This is a genomic window from Exiguobacterium sp. s5 (assembly GCF_018618075.1).
Lineage (GTDB): Bacteria > Bacillota > Bacilli > Exiguobacteriales > Exiguobacteriaceae > Exiguobacterium > Exiguobacterium mexicanum_A.
Map to the genome: position 1 here is coordinate 101,912 of NZ_JACSLK010000002.1, position 16,955 is coordinate 118,866.

At 52.1% G+C, this 16,955-nt stretch carries 16 protein-coding genes; all 16 read right to left on the reverse strand.

Annotated elements, in window-relative coordinates; genetic code table 11:
* Window positions 1-14 precede the first annotated feature (14 nt).
* Window positions 15-311: a YlxQ family RNA-binding protein gene (locus tag KNP60_RS04595; protein WP_021067159.1), complete on the reverse strand. Its 297-nt coding sequence runs from the start codon at window positions 309-311 to the stop codon at window positions 15-17.
* Entirely contained in the window at window positions 308-586 is a 279-nt protein-coding gene (rnpM, locus tag KNP60_RS04600) for an RNase P modulator RnpM (protein ID WP_200881481.1), read from the reverse strand. Before rnpM ends, KNP60_RS04595 begins: the two co-directional genes overlap by 4 nt.
* A complete protein-coding gene (gene nusA / locus KNP60_RS04605) occupies window positions 583-1,749 on the reverse strand; it encodes a transcription termination factor NusA (protein WP_034777276.1) in 1,167 nt (388 codons plus the stop codon). Before nusA ends, rnpM begins: the two co-directional genes overlap by 4 nt.
* Window positions 1,750-1,761: 12 nt before the next feature.
* On the reverse strand, window positions 1,762-2,232 hold the full coding sequence (gene rimP / locus KNP60_RS04610) for a ribosome maturation factor RimP (protein WP_034777274.1): 471 nt from the start codon (window positions 2,230-2,232) through the stop codon (window positions 1,762-1,764).
* 119 nt (window positions 2,233-2,351) lie between these two features.
* Entirely contained in the window at window positions 2,352-6,644 is a 4,293-nt protein-coding gene (locus tag KNP60_RS04615) for a PolC-type DNA polymerase III (protein ID WP_034777272.1), read from the reverse strand.
* 75 nt (window positions 6,645-6,719) lie between these two features.
* Window positions 6,720-8,420 (reverse strand): proline--tRNA ligase, encoded by a 1,701-nt coding sequence (locus tag KNP60_RS04620; protein WP_034777271.1) that lies wholly within the window; start codon window positions 8,418-8,420, stop codon window positions 6,720-6,722.
* A 46-nt stretch (window positions 8,421-8,466) separates the two neighbouring features.
* Window positions 8,467-9,717, reverse strand: coding sequence for an RIP metalloprotease RseP (gene rseP / locus KNP60_RS04625; RefSeq protein ID WP_034777270.1), 1,251 nt, complete (start codon window positions 9,715-9,717; stop codon window positions 8,467-8,469).
* 16 nt (window positions 9,718-9,733) lie between these two features.
* Complete coding sequence (gene dxr, locus KNP60_RS04630; protein ID WP_034777257.1) at window positions 9,734-10,879, reverse strand: 1-deoxy-D-xylulose-5-phosphate reductoisomerase; 1,146 nt, start codon at window positions 10,877-10,879, stop codon at window positions 9,734-9,736.
* A gap of 12 nt (window positions 10,880-10,891) precedes the next feature.
* The gene (locus KNP60_RS04635; protein ID WP_034777254.1) at window positions 10,892-11,689 is read right to left on the reverse strand and encodes a phosphatidate cytidylyltransferase; all 798 of its coding nucleotides are present in this window, start codon (window positions 11,687-11,689) and stop codon (window positions 10,892-10,894) included.
* A 1-nt stretch (window position 11,690) separates the two neighbouring features.
* A complete protein-coding gene (locus tag KNP60_RS04640; protein ID WP_214797019.1) occupies window positions 11,691-12,428 on the reverse strand; it encodes an undecaprenyl pyrophosphate synthase in 738 nt (245 codons plus the stop codon).
* 83 nt (window positions 12,429-12,511) lie between these two features.
* Window positions 12,512-13,072, reverse strand: a complete 561-nt coding sequence (gene frr, locus KNP60_RS04645; protein ID WP_034777248.1) for a ribosome recycling factor — start codon at window positions 13,070-13,072, stop codon at window positions 12,512-12,514.
* Window positions 13,069-13,794 (reverse strand): UMP kinase, encoded by a 726-nt coding sequence (pyrH, locus tag KNP60_RS04650; protein WP_034777246.1) that lies wholly within the window; start codon window positions 13,792-13,794, stop codon window positions 13,069-13,071. Before pyrH ends, frr begins: the two co-directional genes overlap by 4 nt.
* A 108-nt stretch (window positions 13,795-13,902) precedes the next feature.
* Window positions 13,903-14,784 carry a translation elongation factor Ts gene (tsf, locus tag KNP60_RS04655; RefSeq protein ID WP_034777244.1) on the reverse strand — a complete coding sequence of 294 codons (882 nt, stop codon included), beginning with the start codon at window positions 14,782-14,784 and terminating at the stop codon, window positions 13,903-13,905.
* Window positions 14,785-14,901: 117 nt separating this feature from the next.
* A complete protein-coding gene (gene rpsB, locus KNP60_RS04660; RefSeq protein WP_021067146.1) occupies window positions 14,902-15,642 on the reverse strand; it encodes a 30S ribosomal protein S2 in 741 nt (246 codons plus the stop codon).
* Between the two features lie 152 nt (window positions 15,643-15,794).
* Entirely contained in the window at window positions 15,795-16,163 is a 369-nt protein-coding gene (locus tag KNP60_RS04665; protein ID WP_138859593.1) for a hypothetical protein, read from the reverse strand.
* A gap of 13 nt (window positions 16,164-16,176) precedes the next feature.
* On the reverse strand, window positions 16,177-16,947 hold the full coding sequence (locus tag KNP60_RS04670) for a FliA/WhiG family RNA polymerase sigma factor (protein ID WP_034777239.1): 771 nt from the start codon (window positions 16,945-16,947) through the stop codon (window positions 16,177-16,179).
* Between the last annotated feature and the right edge of the window lie 8 nt (window positions 16,948-16,955).

The following is a 16,955-nucleotide window of genomic DNA, read 5'->3' on the forward strand; positions in this document are numbered from 1 at the left end:
ACCTCCGTTAATAGTTAAGAGAGAAGTTGCTTAAGCTTGTTCGCAAATCCGGATTCTGTCACAGACACGACGACTCGCATGTCTTTACCTAAAGCAGCCCCGATCGTATATCGGTCGCTCACTTCAATCAATGGAACACCATACGATGTACATTTGTCGGTAACCCGTTTTCTCGTAGACGCTCCAGCGTCTCCGGCAAGGATGACGAGTTTGGCTCGGCCAGCTCGCACATCCTTCAACACAAACTCTTCTCCCATCGTTACTTTCCTCGCCCGTGCGGCGAGGCCTAACAATGATTCCCACTGACTCATGATTCGGCTCCTGCAACAGCTTGAAGCAGCTGCTCATAAAGCGTGTCACTCGTCTTGACTTTTAAATGATGATCGAGTGTCCGTTTTTTCTCTGCTAAACGAATCACATCCGCATCTTTCGACAAATACGCTCCACGCCCGTTCAATTTACCGGACGTATCGATGACGACATCGCCTTCCGGCGTCCGAACGACACGAATCAACGCTTGTTTCGGTAACATTTCTTGCGTGACCACACATTTGCGCAAAGGAAGTTTCTTTTGCTTCATGGTCATTCCTCTTCTTTCACCGTTGTCGGCTCGAGGGCGACGTCAACCGAGTCAGTTTGTTCCATTTCATTGTGAACAATTTCTGGCTCCGGTTCAACTTTTTCGGCGTACGTATCATACAAGTCCATGCCTTCTGCATCCGTCTCGCTCTTGATATCAATTTTCCATCCCGTCAATTTAGCGGCAAGACGGGCGTTTTGACCACGCTTCCCGATGGCGAGTGACAATTGATAGTCTGGCACGACGACCGTCGTCGACTTATTCGGTTCATTGACGTACACGTCAACGACTTGAGCCGGGCTGAGTGCGTTTTTCACGAACTCTTTCGGATCGTTCGACCAACGAACGATATCGATTTTCTCACCGTTGAGCTCATCGACGATCGTTTGGACACGTTGCCCTTTCGGACCGACACAAGCGCCGACTGGATCGACGATGTCTGAATGGACGGCAATCTTCGAACGATCACCCGCTTCACGTGAGACCGACATAACATCGACCGTACCGCTCGCGATTTCTGGCACTTCGAGCTCGAACAAACGACGCAACAGACCTGGATGCGTCCGCGAGACTTGAATGGCTGCGCCAGAACCTTTCGTCGTCGAATCGACTTTCGTCACGTAAACTTTGATACGGTCATGAATCTGGTACGATTCATTCGGCATCTGTTCGTTCGGTGTGAGCACCGCTTCGATATTGTTTTCAAGACCGATATACAAGTTGCGTGGGTCGAACCGTTCCACAATCCCCGTCATGATCTCGTCTTCTTTATCGACGAAGTGGTTATAAATGCGCTCGCGCTCGGCTTCCCGCATCTTTTGCGTGACGACTTGTTTGGCTGTCATCGCCGCGACGCGACCGAAGTCGCTCGGTGTGACTTCTTCTTTATGGAAGTCCCCTAACTCGTAGTTCGGGTCAATCTCATGCGCTTCTTCGAGCGACAATTGTTGCTCCGGATGCGAGAGACGTTCAACGACTTCGAGAAGTGCGAAGACACGAATATCACCAGTCACTTGGTCGAATTCAACTTTTACGTTTTCATTCGGGTTGGCGACGTTTCGACGATATGCCGAAATGAGCGCCTGCTCGAGCGCATCGATGATAATCTCTTTCTCGATTCCTTTTTCGTTAGCAATCTGTTCGATTGTTGTGAGTAATTGTGGCCCCATCTTTACCTCTCCTTAACTAAACGTGACCGCTAGGCGGGCTTGTGCAATTTTGTCTACCGGTAGCGATATCGCTTTTTTTCTTGTCTTGATGCGCGTCTCGACGACGGCAGTCTCGCCGTCATATTCCGTCAAAATGCCTTCGAACTCTTTGGCACCTTCAATCGGGGCAAACGTCTTGATATAGACGTTCTTCCCAATCGCACGTTCAAAGTCGGTCGGCTTTTTCAGTGGTCGCTCGGCACCGGGACTCGAGACGTCAAGATAATAGGCTTGTTCGATCGGATCGCTATCGTTTAGTTTTTCCGAGAGTTGTTCGTTGATGTTGACGCAATCATCTAAATCGACGCCCCCCGGCTTGTCGATATAGACGCGCAAGAACCAATCTGGCCCTTCTTTCACGAATTCGACATCGACCAATTCCATGTTCTCACGCTCCACGATCGGCAACGCGATCGCTTCGACGACTTCTGTTATTTTGGACACTCTCATCCCTCCTTCTGGCTTTTACATACAAGAAAGGAGTAGGGTTCCCTACTCCTTTCCGTCGTAGTATCCAACATTGTTCGATACCAATATATCATATTTTCCCGGTTTTTCGCAACTTACACCCCAAAATCAAAGAACGAGAGTTGGTTCTCATCCGGGAGGCCTTCGAGACATTTCATCGTATCGAGCGTCTCGACAATCGTCTTCGATAATTTAGCCCGTTTGCGCAAATCCTCTTTCGATAGAAACTGGCCTTCGGCGCGCGCCTCGACAATGGCTTTCGCCGCGTTCGTTCCGAGGCCATCGACCGCATTGAACGGTGGAATGAGCGTGTTGCCTTCAATCAAGAACTCGGTCGCGCTCGAGCGATACAAATCAATGTTTTGGAACTTCATGCCGCGCTCTAACATCTCGAGCGCAAGTTCGAGCACGGTGTGAAGCCCTTTGTCTTTCGCCGTGGCTTCGAACCCTTTTTCACGGATATCCGACATCGCCTTGCGCACGGCCTGTGATCCTTTGATCATCGCCGACAAGTCGAAGTCTCCGGCCCGGACCGTGAAGTACGTCGCGTAATACAAAATCGGATGATGCACTTTGAAGTAGGCGATCCGGACGGCCATGAGCACGTACGCCGTGGCGTGGGCTTTCGGGAACATGTACTTGATTTTCTTACAAGACGAGATGTACCATTCCGGGACGTCGTTGGCCCGCATCTCCGTTTCCATGTCTTCCGACAAGCCTTTCCCTTTCCGTACCGACTCCATGATTTTGAAGGCGAATGACGGTTCGAGGCCCGCATAAATCAAGTAGACCATGATGTCATCACGACAACCGATCACGTCTTTCAGTTCGCACGTCCCGTTATAGATGAGCTCGTTGGCGTTCCCAATCCAGACGTCGGTCCCGTGAGACAGTCCCGAGATTTGGACGAGCTCAGAGAATGTCGACGGTTTCGTCTCCTCGAGCATTTGGCGGACGAACTTCGTCCCGAATTCCGGAATGCCGAGCGTTCCCGTCTTCGATTCGATTTGCTCCGGTGTGACCCCGAGCACGTCCGGAGACGAGAAAATTTTCATGACGGTCGGGTCGTCCGTCGGGATCGTCTTCGGATCAATACCCGATAAATCTTGCAACATGCGGATGGCGGTCGGGTCATCGTGACCGAGAATATCGAGTTTGAGCAAGTTGTCGTGAATCGAGTGGAAGTCGAAGTGGGTCGTTTTCCACTCGGATGACTTATCATCGGCCGGATATTGGATCGGCGAAATTTCGGCGATGTCCATATAATCCGGGACGACGATGATTCCCCCCGGGTGTTGTCCCGACGTCCGTTTGACGCCGGTGACGCCCGAGACGAGCCGATCGACTTCGGCGTTCCGATAAATCTTATCGTTCTCGGTCGCATAACCTTTCACATATCCATACGCCGTCTTATCGGCAATCGTCCCGATTGTACCGGCACGATACACATACTCTTCACCGAACAATACTTTCGTATAGGCGTGGGCGTGTGGTTGATATTCACCCGAGAAGTTCAAGTCGATATCAGGGACCTTGTCCCCTTTGAAACCGAGGAACGTCTCGAACGGGATATCGTGACCGTCTTTCGTATACCAGGTCCCGCACTCCGGGCATTGTTTGTCCGGCAAGTCATACCCGGACCCGACCGAACCGTCATTGAAGAAGTGCGAGTGTTGGCACTTCGGACAGACGTAATGCGGCGGCAACGGGTTGACCTCGGTGATTTCGGTCATCGTCGCAACGAAACTCGAGCCGACCGAACCACGTGAACCGACGAGATAGCCGTCGTCGAGCGATTTCTTGACGAGCTTATGCGAAATCAAATAGATGACCGCAAAGCCATGTCCGATAATCGATTTCAGCTCTTTCTCGAGCCGGGCCTCGACGATTTCCGGCAGTTCTTCCCCGTAAATCGAACGGGCCATGTCGTAACTCATGTTCCGGACCTCATCGTCTGCGCCTTCAATTTTCGGCGTGTACAAATCGTCCGGAATGATTTGAATCGACTCGATTTGATCGGCGATCGCATTCGGGTTCGTGATGACGATTTCGCGGGCGAGTTCGTCCCCGAGGAACTTGAACTCTTCCATCATCTCTTTCGTCGTCCGGAAATGGGCGTGCGGGAGTTCTTTCCGCGTGTTGATGAAGTTGGCACCACCTTGCGTCCGAATCAAGATCTCTCGGTACGAGCGGTCTGTCCGGTCAAGGTAATGAACGTTTCCGGTCGCACATACCGGCAGGCCGGCCTGTCCGGCGACGCGAATGATCCGCTTGATGATTTCCCGTAACTCGAGCTCGTTGGCGACGATCTCTTTATCAATCAAATGCATATAGAGCGCCGGGGGATGAATCTCGATGAAGTCGTAGAACGCCATCATCTTCTCAAGCTCTTCGTCTGACTTGTTCAGGGCGGCGTCAAAAATTTCACCGTTGTCACACGCCGAACCGATGAGAAGTCCTTCACGGCGCTTCACGATTTCCGAGCGCGGCATGCGTGCCATCCGGAACAAGTAATCGATGTGGGACAACGAGATTAGTTCGTATAAGTGACGAAGTCCCGGTTTTTTCGTTTTCGCATAAATCGTCGCATGGAACGGACGGATTTTCGAGACGTCGCTTCCGACTTTCGCGTTCAGTGAGCGATGCGTCTGCATCTCAAACATCTGTTTGGCGAGTTCGAGCAGTTTCATGAGCAAGTACGCCGTCGCCTCCGCATCATAGATGGCCCGGTGATGCTGGGTCAACTCGATATCGAATCGCTTCGCGAGCGTGTTGAGGCGGTGGTTTTTGAGCGTCGGTAAAATCGTCCGGGCGAGTTCGAGCGTGTCGATGACGGGATAGTCATCCGGCTCGTGCCCCCCGCTCCGAAGCGTCGCTTCTAAGAAGCCCATATCGAACGATGCGTTATGGGCGACGAGGATGCCGTCCCCGCACCAGTCGACGAACTGTTTGGCGATGACTTCGGGATCGGGCTGGCCATGGACCATGTCGTCCGTGATGCCCGTCAGCTCGATCGTCGTAGCCGAGAGCGGATGTTTCGGATCGGCGAACGCCTCGAACCGGTCGATGATTTCACCGTCTTTAATTTTGACACCGGCGAGTTCGATGATTTTGTTGTAGACGGCCGAAAGTCCGGTCGTCTCGACGTCGAAGACGACATATGTCGCATCATCGAGCGGGACATCGGTCGGGTGATACGCGACAGGCACGCCGTCATTGACGACGTTCGCCTCGACCCCGAACAGCACTTTGATGTCATTCTTTTTCCCAGCGTAATAGGCTTCCGGGAACGACTGGACGCCGGCGTGATCCGTGATAGCGATGGCGCGATGGCCCCATTTGGCCGCCCGGGCGACGAGCGCCGACACGTTCGTGACCGCGTCCATCTGGCTCATTTGCGTATGCGCGTGTAATTCGACGCGTTTCTCACCGGCCCACTCGTCACGGGCCGGTTCGACTTTCACTTCTTGCAGTTGCGATGCCATCATGCACAGTTCGCGCATGAAGCTGTCATCCTCGACCCGGCCAGCCGCTTGAATCCACATGCCTTTTTTGACGGCGCTGAGCATCCGGTCATCATCGTCATCGCGTGCGAACACTTTGACGATGAGTGAATCGGTATAGTCCGTCATCTTGAACGTGAACAGTTTCTTCCCGCTCTTCAGTTCTTTCCGTTCGGCCGAGAAGACGAGGCCACGGATGGCGACGCGTCGTTCTTCTTCGATGATCGTCTTAATCGGGACGATCTCGTCTTTGATCAAGGCGCCCATCCGTACCTCGGTGACCGGTTCGTCGTTCGTCTCGGTCGCCTTCGCGAATTGCGCTGCGAGCGCGAGCTTCGCTTGTTCCAAATCTTCTTGCACGACTTGTTCACGGAGCGCTTGGTTTGCTTCTTCATTCTCCGAGAACAGCGCTTGGCAAGGTTTCTTCATAAAGCCGTAGGCGCTATAGAGCGCTTGGACTTCTTGACATAACTCTTTATCGACATAGTTCGCCTCAGGGGCCGAGCGCACCGGGATGAGCAATTTGTTCTGCTCAAAGCGTGGTGAGACCGATGCGAAATAACTGCGCATCGCACCCGACACTTGGCTGAGTTCACTGACGATACGCGGCCAATAGTCGATATAATCCTGTTCGGCACCGCCTGAGGTCGTCGTGAAACGCGCGTACACCTCGTCAGCGAACGTCGCGTACCGGCTCTCGATTCGGCTCATGAACAGTTGATACACCTCGTACGGTAACACGCGCTGCAACTGGAAATAAAACGTCCACGTCCGGCGCTGCTTGTTGACGACAAGTCGCGTCAATTCCGCATCGTCGAATTGTTCCGTCTCGGTTGTGATGCCGAGATCGGTCAAGAGCAATTGCATTTTTTGATTAGCTTCCACGGGTAAGAAGTCCCCCCTTTTATCATTCGATGTCGAAAAATGAAGGTGACGGCAAGAAACCGTCACCTTCATCGATCATTTTGCCTCGTTCAGTTGCGCCGTGATCACACGTGGCAACTCATCTACCGTCGTCTCAAGGACTTCGCCAGTGGCACGTACTTTCACTTCGACGATACCTTCGCTCGCTTTTTTCCCGACGTTGATACGAATCGGAAGACCGATCAAATCAGCATCGGCGAATTTGACGCCAGCCCGTTCTTTACGGTCATCATACAACACATCGTACGTCGATGACAGCTCATCGTATAAACGGTTCGCGAGTTCGACTTGCGCTTCGTCTTTCGTGTTGATGGCAATCAAGTGCACATCGAACGGAGCGACGCTCTTCGGCCAAACGATACCGCGATCGTCATGATGTTGCTCGATGACGGCCGACAATGTGCGTGAGACGCCGATGCCGTAGCAACCCATAATGAGCGGTTCGGCCCGACCTTCTTCGTTCAAGAACGTCGCACCCATCGCTTCTGAATAGCGCGTGCCGAGCTTGAACACTTGCCCGACTTCAATCCCGCGAGCGAAGCGGACCGGACCCGACTCGTCAGGTGCCATGTCGCCTTCGACGACGAAACGGAGGTCATGATACGTCAAATGCGACAAGTCGCGTTCGGCGTTGACGTGCGTATAATGGGTGTTCGCCTCGTTGGCGCCACATACCGCGTCGACCAAATATTTGACGGCGTAATCGGCCACGACTTTGACCGGTGCATGAATCGGTCCGAGCGTGCCCGGCTCACAGCCGAACAAGTCGATGATCGTCGCTTCTTCTTCCATTTGGATGTCGAGTCCGCCGAGGGCGTTCTTCACTTTGACGTCGTTCGCCTCGTGATCACCTCGAACGATGGCCATGACCGTCTCGCCATCGACGTTGAAGAGGACCGACTTGATCGTCGTCTTCGTGTCGACGTTCAAGAAGCGCGCCACATCTTCAATCGTCTTATTGTCTTTCGTGTCGACCTTGTCGAGGGCAAGCACTTCGGCCGCTTGCATGTCATAGCGGTCGAGCGTTTCTGCCATCTCGATATTGGCGGCGTAGTTCGACGTGTCCGTATAGACGATCGTGTCTTCCCCGATATCGGCAAGCGCTTGGAATTCGTGCGTGTCTTTCCCGCCGATGGCACCCGAGTCAGCTACGACCGGGCGATATTTTAAACCGATGCGGTCAAAGATGTTGGAATAGGCGTTATACATGTTCTTGTATTCGTCGTCCAAGTCATCTTGTGTGGCGTGGAACGAATACGAATCTTTCATCAAGAACTCACGACCCCGGAGCAGTCCGAAACGTGGACGACGCTCGTCGCGATATTTCGTTTGAATCTGATACAAGTTGACCGGTAACTTTTTGTAGGAGTTGAGTTCATCGCGCACGATCGACGTGATGAGTTCCTCGTGCGTCGCACCGAGGGCGAAGCGACGATCGTGACGATCGGTCAATCGCATAAGTTCAGGACCATAAATACCCCAGCGACCCGTCTCTTCCCACAGTTCCGCCGGTTGAATCGCTGGCATGAGCAATTCTTGGGCACCGGCCCGGTTCATCTCTTCGCGGATGATCGTTTGAATCTTTTGTAACACGCGGTGGCCGAGTGGAAGATACGAATAAATTCCAGCGGCGTTTTGGCGCATGAAGCCCCCGCGGACGAGGAGTTGATGGCTGACGGCTTCTGCGTCGGCCGGCACTTCTCTAAGCGTAGGCATGAACAGTCTCGATTGTTTCATAGGTATCAACGTTTCCCTTCTATAACCCGATTAGATCTTACTTTTATTATTTAAAGAATGATTGAATATCATTCCACGTGACGATCAACATGAGGAGCATGAGCAAAGCGAACCCGATAAAGTGGACGAATCCTTCCTTTTTCGGATCGATCGGCCGTCCGCGCACCGCTTCGAACAAGAGGAAGATGAGTCGTCCTCCATCGAGTGCCGGGAGCGGCAACAAGTTAAAGATGGCCAAGTTGACTGATAAAAGTGCCGTCCAGTTGAGGAGCATGATGAGCCCGCTCGCCGCCACTTCATCGGTCATGCGGACAATCCCGACCGGTCCGGCCAATTGGTCGACGCCGACTTGACCGGTAACCAAATCACCGACCGCGGAAAAGATGAGCGTCGACATCGTCCACGTCGTCTCAGCCCCAGTCGTGAAGGCTTTCGTCGGTGAACGCTCGAGCGCGTTCGTCACGCCCAATATCCCGACCGTCTCGCCGTTTTGTTCGACCGCTTGCGGCGTGAGCGTCACCGTTTGTTCTGCATTATCTCGAATATACGTCACTTCGGTTGGCGTGTCAGCCCGGTCGGCAAGCACAGTCCGAAGGTCGAGCCAGTCATCAATCGTCTCGCCTTCGATGGAGACAATTTCATCTCCCGCCATGAGACCTGCTTGATCTGCAGCCGAATCTGGCTGCACCGTACCGATTCGTCCATCGTCCGTTGGCGTCCCTTGGACGAGACCGACGATGACAAGCAAGATGAAGGCAAGGACGAAGTTCATCGCTGGGCCGGCTGCAATCGCGAGCACACGTTTCCATACCGATTGAGCTCCGAACGTGCGGTCGTATGGGGCAATTTGAATTTCCATACCTTGGTCGACGAGAAGCGTGTCCCGTTCAAGTGAATAGACACGGACCTCATCATCGACGAGTAACTGGATCTTCAATTCGCGAATCGAATCGAACTTGTCGACCGTCCCGACGATGTGCACGTCTTTTGCCTGGTCCGGCTGGAAGTAGACACGATCGACCGTGCCGGCGTTCGTCAGGCGTAACCCGACGTGTTGACCGGCTTTCACTTCGATCGGCTCAAAATCTTCTCCTGCCATTTTGACATACCCACCGATTGGCAATAAGCGAATCGTATACAGCGTCTCATTCTTTCTGAACGAGAGGATTTTCGGTCCAAACCCGATTGCAAATTCATGACAGAGAATCCCTGCCCGTTTCGCCATGACGAGGTGTCCCCATTCATGAACCGATATGAGTACCCCAAACATCAAAACGATGGCGATAAAAGTCGTCATTGTCTATTCCCCACCTTCACTTTCCTTGCTGAATTTGTTCTCGAACCGCTCGGTCGACTTGAAGGATCTGTTCGAGCGTCGGTTCTGCAATTACCGTATGTGTCTCCATCGCTTGTTCAACGATGCGTTCGATATCGAGGAAAGCGATCTCCCCGTTCAAGAACAGCTCGACAGCCGCCTCGTTGGCCGCATTAAGCACCGTCGGCATCGAACCACCGGCGCGCCCGGCCTCATACGCGAGGCGTAAGGCCGGATAACGCGTCAAGTCGGCTTCTGCGAAGTGAAGCGTTCCGATTTCTCTCAAGTTTAACCGCTTGTTCCCGTCGATTTCAAGACGTTTCGGACCTGAGAGCGCATAGAGGATCGGTCCCCGCATATCCGGATTTCCAAGCTGCGCCATGACGGCGGCATCTTTGAATTCGACCATCGAGTGGATGATGGACTCACGATGAAGCACCACTTCAATATCATTATAATCGATATCGAACAACCAGTGCGCTTCGATGACTTCGAGTCCTTTATTGAACATCGTCGCCGAATCGATCGTGATTTTCGCCCCCATCGACCAGTTTGGATGTGCGAGCGCCTCTGCGACGGTCACGCCGTCTAATTCATCCCGCGACTTGTCACGGAAACTCCCGCCTGATGCCGTTAAGATGATTTTCGAGACGTCCTCTCGGCGTTCACCGTTCAAACATTGATAGATGGCCGAATGTTCACTATCGACTGGAAGCAGGCTGACCCCATGCTTCTTGACGGCTGCCGTGACGAGATGGCCCGCCGTGACGAGCGTCTCCTTGTTCGCCAAAGCGATGTCTTTACCTGCCTCGATGGCAGCGAGCGTCGGCTCAAGACCGACAGCCCCGACGACGGCTGTGACGACGATGTCAGCCCGCTCTGCGGTCGCACATTCGATCAACCCTTCAAGTCCGATAAAAAAGAGTGGTTCGTATGTAAGTCGTGGTTTGAGTTGTTCGAGCACTTCGATGTCTTTGGCGGACACGTATTTCGGCCGCAGGCGGTTGATCCATTCCTCGGCCACATCTACATTCGTTCCGAAGGCATAGGCCTCAAGTTCAAACAAGTCGGGGTGCTGTTCGATGACGTCACATGTCTGTACGCCAATCGAACCAGTCGCCCCGATTAAGCTGATTCGCTTCATCTTGACACTCCTTTATAACAAATTAAATACCCAGATGACGGTGAATACCGCGATCATACTATCAAAGCGGTCCAAAATGCCACCGTGTCCCGGTAACAGATGACCCGAATCTTTTACGTTGAATTGACGTTTATACGCCGACTGCACCAAGTCCCCGAGTTGCCCGACGACGGATACGACGACCGCGAGCACCAATACTTCGAGAATCGGCAACACCGGTTCGACGAGGACGTAGACGAGACCGACGACGATAGACGAGATGATCCCACCGACCGCCCCTTCAATCGTCTTGTTCGGACTGATTGAGGGCCACAGTTTTGTCTTACCGATTGCTTTGCCCGTGAAGTAAGCACCCGAGTCGGTCGCCCAAATCATGAACAGGACGAGAAGTACTTTGACGAGCCCATCCTCCGAAAGACGGACGAGCGCAAAACTAGAGAAACCGATGACGAGATAGACAGCAGATACAAAATAAAAACTCGCGTCTTCATACGTGAAACGGTTTTTTGTGACGACCGTCCAAAACAGGAGGAGCATTAAACCGAGCACCATCCATTGATTCGTCGACATCGGCATCTCGCCCATGACAAGCTGTCGCTCAAGCAACATCAATACGAACGGGAAGGCTACAAGGAGCGACGTCACAAGGAACGGAAACGCCGTCAACTTGTGATTGCGCATCATCGTGAACTCGCTCAGTCCAATCAAGGCGAGCACACCCATCAAGATGACGAACGGACTGCCCCCGAGGGCGATCAAGCTGACAAAAATGGCACCGGCCCAAAGACCGGTAATAATTCGAGTCTTCATGTCACACCCCACCAAACCGGCGCGTCCGCGCGTTATACGCTTCGATTGCCTCGACGAAGTGGTCTCGTTTGAACTCAGGCCATAACACGTCTGTGAAATGGAGTTCAGCGTACGCCCCTTGCCAGAGCAAGAAGTTCGAGAGACGCTGTTCCCCGCTCGTCCGGATAATCAAATCGACGTCTTGCATATTTGTCATGAGACGATGTCCGATCATGGCGTCATCGATGTCGTCCGGTTGGATCTTCCCTGCCGCTACATCGCTGGCGATATGGCGCATCGCTTGTACGAGCTCGTCGCGGCCACCATAGTTTAAGGCAAAGACGAGATCCAGACCTGTGTTCGTCGCCGTGCGCGTACGAGCCTCATCGACTGCATCCCGCGTGCCGCGCGGTAATTTTGACACATCACCTGCGACGAGGACGCGAACGTTTTGTTCGTCCAGTTCTTTTAAGTCCGTCTCTAAAAATTGTTTCGGCAATTTCATCAAGAAGTTGACTTCTTCTTCCGGACGCGTCCAGTTCTCCGTCGAGAACGCATAGAGCGTCAACGAACGGATCCCGAGTTCTTGGGCGGTGCGAACCGCTTCCCGGACCGATTTCATCCCTTCCCGGTGACCCATGATGCGAGGGAGTCCACGCTTTTTCGCCCAACGGCCGTTGCCGTCCATAATGATGGCGACGTGTTCGGGGATGCTCAGTTCCGCCTCGGTCTTCGTTTTAGGATTCACCCATTTAAACATACTCTATCCTCCTGATTGTATGAAAGAGGGACCCTCTCAGTAAAAGGGTCCCCACACAGCTTTTTGGTATACCACTTCCGTGATTACACTTCCATGATTTCTTTTTCTTTCGTCGCTGCAGATTCATCAATCTTTTTGATATACGAATCCGTTAACGATTGAACGTCATCCGCGTAACCGCGAAGGTCGTCCTCAGTCAAGTCCCCATCTTTTTCAAGCTTCTTCAAGTTTTCGTTGGCGTCACGACGAACGTTACGGACAGCGACTTTCGCTTCTTCCGCATATTTCTTCGTCACTTTCACGAGCTCTTTGCGACGCTCTTCCGTCAAAGCTGGGATGGCGAGACGAATGACGGTCCCGTCCGACGACGGCGAGAGACCGAGGTCGGCTTTTTGGATCGCTTTCTCAACGTCAGACACCATCGACTTGTCCCATGGTTGAATCAAGAGAAGGCGTGCTTCCGGTGTATTGATGTTCGCTACTTGATTGAGCGGTGTCGGTACGCCGTAGTAATCGACTTGAACCGGGTCCAAGATCGACGCGCTCGCACGTCCCGTCCGAAGTGTCCCGAAGTCACGCTTCAGCGCGGAAACGGCTTTCTCCATTTTCTCTTCAGCAGTTTTCAATACGTCATTTACACTCATGAATTGATTCCTCCTACTACCGTCCCGATATGTTCCCCGAGTACGACACGTTTGATGTTTCCTTCTTCAAGCAATGAGAATACAATCAGTGGGATATGGTTGTCCATACATAGTGACGTGGCTGTCGAATCCATCACTTGGAGACCGTCTTTTAAGACGTCCAAGTACGTGAGCGTGTCATATTTGACTGCATCCGGAACGAGTTTCGGATCGGCCGAATAGACGCCGTCGACGTTGTTTTTTCCCATCAAGATGACGTCAGCTTCGATCTCCGCTGCGCGGAGTGCCGCTGTCGTGTCTGTCGAGAAGTACGGGTTCCCCGTCCCTGCCGCGAAGATGACGACGCGACCTTTTTCAAGGTGACGCATCGCCCGGCGACGAATGTACGGTTCAGCCACTTGGCGCATTTCGATTGAGGTTTGGACGCGTGTTTGGACACCGTTCGTTTCAAGGCTATCTTGTAGCGCGAGCGAGTTCAATACCGTGGCGAGCATGCCCATGTAATCCGCATTCGCTCGGTCCATGCCGAGCTCGCTACCGGTCTTGCCGCGCCAGATGTTCCCGGCGCCTACGACGACGGCAACTTCGACGCCCATGGCGACCAATTCTTTAATTTGCCCAGAGATCGAATTGACGATGGCCGGGTCAATCCCGTACCCTTGATCTCCAGCGAGCGCTTCCCCACTCAATTTTAACACAATTCGCTTATATTTCGGTTCCATACTTTGCCTCCTCTTGCTTGAAAAAAGGGAACACGCTCCCTTAACGAACTAACTCAAGGTTATACAGACGTGTTCCCAATTTTGATAGCACCATGTGAATGATGCAGATTATTTTTTAAGTTGGTTCATTACTTCTTCAGCAAAGTTTTCTTCGCGTTTTTCCATACCTTCTCCAACTTCGTAACGTACGAATGAGTTGATACGGCCGCCTTTAGACTCTACGTATTTCCCAACTTTGAAGTCAGCGTCTTTAACGAATGTTTGGTCGACGAGGCAGATTTCCTCGAAGTACTTGTTCATACGTCCCGCAATCATCTTCTCGACGATGTTGGCAGGCTTTCCTTCGTTGAGGGCTTGCTCAGTCAAGACTTTCTTCTCACGATCTGCTTCTTCAGCCGATACTTCGTCGCGTGTCGCGTAAAGTGGGCGTGCTGCTGCTACGTGCATGGCTACGTCTTTTGCAACTGTTTCGTCTGTTGTACCGTCGAGGACAACGACTGAACCGATGCGGCCGCCCATGTGGAGGTACGTGCCGAAGACTGCATCGTCCGCTTTTTCAAGGACAGCGATGCGACGGAGTGAGATTTTCTCTCCGATTGTCGAAGCTTCTTCTTGAATGTGTGTTTCAAGCGTTTTACCAGCTACGAATTCAGAAGCGAGTGCCGCTTCAACTGTCGTTGCGCCTGAAGTGAGAACAGCTTTTGCTACGTCTGAAACGAGTGTTTGGAACTTCTCGTTTTTCGCAACGAAGTCTGTTTCTGAGTTAACTTCGACAAGCGTAGCTTTGTTGCCGTCAACCGCTACTGCCGTCAAACCTTCTGCTGCGATACGGTCGCCTTTAGCTGCTGCTTTCGCGATCCCTTTTTCACGAAGGAAGTCGATTGCTGCTTGCATGTCACCGTTTGTTTCAGTGAGTGCTTTTTTGCAATCGAGCATACCTGCGCCTGTTTTTTCACGAAGTTCTTTTACCATTGCTGCTGTAACTGCCATCGGAAATTCCTCCTTGTAAAACTTACGAATTTTTAAGAAAAAGCACTAAGGCTTTATATACGTGTCCTAAAAAAAGGTGATAAAAGGCTTTCCCTTTATCACCTGTTGTCTGACTGATTACTCAGCTTCTGTCGCTTCAGCTTCTGGAGCTACCGCTTCTTCAGCTACTTCTTCTTCGCCTTGTTTCGCTTCGATGATTGCATCTGCCATCTTCGAAGTGAGCAATTTAACCGCACGAATCGCATCGTCGTTCGCTGGGATGACGTAGTCGATTTCGTCTGGGTCACAGTTTGTGTCGACAATCGCAACGATTGGGATGTTCAATTTGTGAGCTTCTGCAATCGCGATCCGCTCTTTACGTGGGTCAACGATGAAGAGGGCATCAGGAACACCTGGCATGTCCTTGATTCCGCCGAGGAACTTCTCAAGACGTGTCATTTCTTTTTTCAAGATGATGACTTCTTTCTTAGGAAGTACTTCGAACGTACCGTCAGCTTCCATTTTCTCAAGCTGCTTCAAACGGTTGATACGTTTTTTGATTGTTGAGAAGTTTGTGAGTGTTCCACCCAACCAACGCTCATTGATGAAGTACATACCTGAACGGAGTGCTTCTTCTTTGATTGTGTCTTGAGCTTGTTTTTTCGTACCTACGAAGAGGACGTTTCCGCCTTCTGCCGCGAGTTCACGAACGAAGTTGTACGCCTCGTCTACTTTTTTGACCGTTTTTTGAAGGTCGATGATGTAGATGCCGTTACGCTCCGTGAAGATGTATTTCGCCATTTTTGGGTTCCAACGGCGTGTCTGGTGACCGAAGTGTACACCAGCTTCGAGCAATTGCTTCATTGAAATTACTGCCATGATAAATTTCCTCCTTGTGGTTTAAAAAAGTCCTCCGCCTCGTTCATCGTTGTATTCCGACCTTTCGGCACCGAGGAATACCATCCCGAGACGTGTGTGATGTGTTTAACACCAAAAAATACTATAGCATATGTCCGCCAATCCGGCAACTCTCACTTTTTACGAAGTTTGGCATATAAGGCGACTTCTCCTTCGCCTTTTCCAAGGAGTCGGGCCGTCTCCCGGACCGAATGGTGCAATAACACATCCTCCACGTGCGGGGCTGATTGCGTATCGTCGTCCGATGTCTCTCGCTTTGGCTCCGCATGGATCGACTGAGCACCTGCAACCTCTTCGTTTGAGGACGCTGGTTGTTTCACGACATCGTTCATCGATTCCATGAACGACAACAGGAGGGCCTCGGTCTCACGTTTCTCGTGCTCGAGTTGCGTGACGCGAGCGGTCAACGCCTGGACTTGACGAAATAAGATCAGCAGTCCGTAAGCGACGATACAGGCGATTGCGATATATACGATGGTCATCTCCATCCCTCCTTCACGATGTCTTTTCTTCTAAATACGAACGTCCAAGTGCAAGCTTTAACGTCTTTAACGCCTTGGAATGGATTTGGGAGATACGTGACGTCGACAGTTCCAACACTTCGCCAATCTCGGTCAACGTCAACTCGTCGAAGTAGAACAACGAGACGACGAGACGTTCTTTCTCGGACAAGTGCTCGATTTCGGTCGTCAGCACGTCGAGCAGCTCGCGCTGCAATAGCGTATCCTCCGGTTTCTCAGAGTCAGGGTCGAAATACGTGACGGACATGACCTTGCCTTCTTCTTGAAGCGTCACCGCTTCATCGATCGACAACATGTTCGCGAAATACCCTTCCGCCATCGCCTTCTCGATTTCCGACACCGGTAGTTCGCAGGCGCTCGCGAGTTCTTCTTTCGTCGGGGCCCGGTGCAACTTCTGCTCGAGTTGTTCGGCGATGTGATCAATTTTTTTCACGCGTTCGCGCACCGAACGCGGTAACCAATCGATTTTCCGCAGCCCATCGATGATGGCGCCACGTATCCGAAACGCCGCGTACGTGTCAAACTTGTTGTTGTGTTCTGGATCATATTTCATGAGGGCATCGTACAATCCCATGTAACCCAAACTTTTCAATTCGTCGCGTTCGACGCTCTTCGGGAGCGTCACGATCATTCGTTGCACGTGATAATGGATGAGGAACTCGTAGTGCGCCAATAGTTCATTCGCTGTATCCATATCGCGGTCAGTGTTCCAACGATCCCACAACTCGGTAAGCTGAGTCGTCATGTCGATCC

Excerpts from the sequence above, each read along its gene's own strand:
- KNP60_RS04595 (WP_021067159.1), bottom strand. The coding sequence starts at position 311 with ATGAGTCAGTGGGAATCATTGTTAGGCCTCGCCGCACGGGCGAGGAAA.
- rnpM (WP_200881481.1), bottom strand. The coding sequence starts at position 586 with ATGACCATGAAGCAAAAGAAACTTCCTTTGCGCAAATGTGTGGTCACG.
- nusA (WP_034777276.1), bottom strand. The coding sequence starts at position 1,749 with ATGGGGCCACAATTACTCACAACAATCGAACAGATTGCTAACGAAAAA.
- KNP60_RS04620 (WP_034777271.1), bottom strand. The coding sequence starts at position 8,420 with ATGAAACAATCGAGACTGTTCATGCCTACGCTTAGAGAAGTGCCGGCC.
- rseP (WP_034777270.1), bottom strand. The coding sequence starts at position 9,717 with ATGACGACTTTTATCGCCATCGTTTTGATGTTTGGGGTACTCATATCG.
- dxr (WP_034777257.1), bottom strand. The coding sequence starts at position 10,879 with ATGAAGCGAATCAGCTTAATCGGGGCGACTGGTTCGATTGGCGTACAG.
- KNP60_RS04635 (WP_034777254.1), bottom strand. The coding sequence starts at position 11,689 with ATGAAGACTCGAATTATTACCGGTCTTTGGGCCGGTGCCATTTTTGTC.
- KNP60_RS04640 (WP_214797019.1), bottom strand. The coding sequence starts at position 12,428 with ATGTTTAAATGGGTGAATCCTAAAACGAAGACCGAGGCGGAACTGAGC.
- frr (WP_034777248.1), bottom strand. The coding sequence starts at position 13,072 with ATGAGTGTAAATGACGTATTGAAAACTGCTGAAGAGAAAATGGAGAAA.
- pyrH (WP_034777246.1), bottom strand. The coding sequence starts at position 13,794 with ATGGAACCGAAATATAAGCGAATTGTGTTAAAATTGAGTGGGGAAGCG.
- tsf (WP_034777244.1), bottom strand. The coding sequence starts at position 14,784 with ATGGCAGTTACAGCAGCAATGGTAAAAGAACTTCGTGAAAAAACAGGC.
- rpsB (WP_021067146.1), bottom strand. The coding sequence starts at position 15,642 with ATGGCAGTAATTTCAATGAAGCAATTGCTCGAAGCTGGTGTACACTTC.
- KNP60_RS04665 (WP_138859593.1), bottom strand. The coding sequence starts at position 16,163 with ATGACCATCGTATATATCGCAATCGCCTGTATCGTCGCTTACGGACTG.
- KNP60_RS04670 (WP_034777239.1), bottom strand. The coding sequence starts at position 16,947 with ATGACGACTCAGCTTACCGAGTTGTGGGATCGTTGGAACACTGACCGC.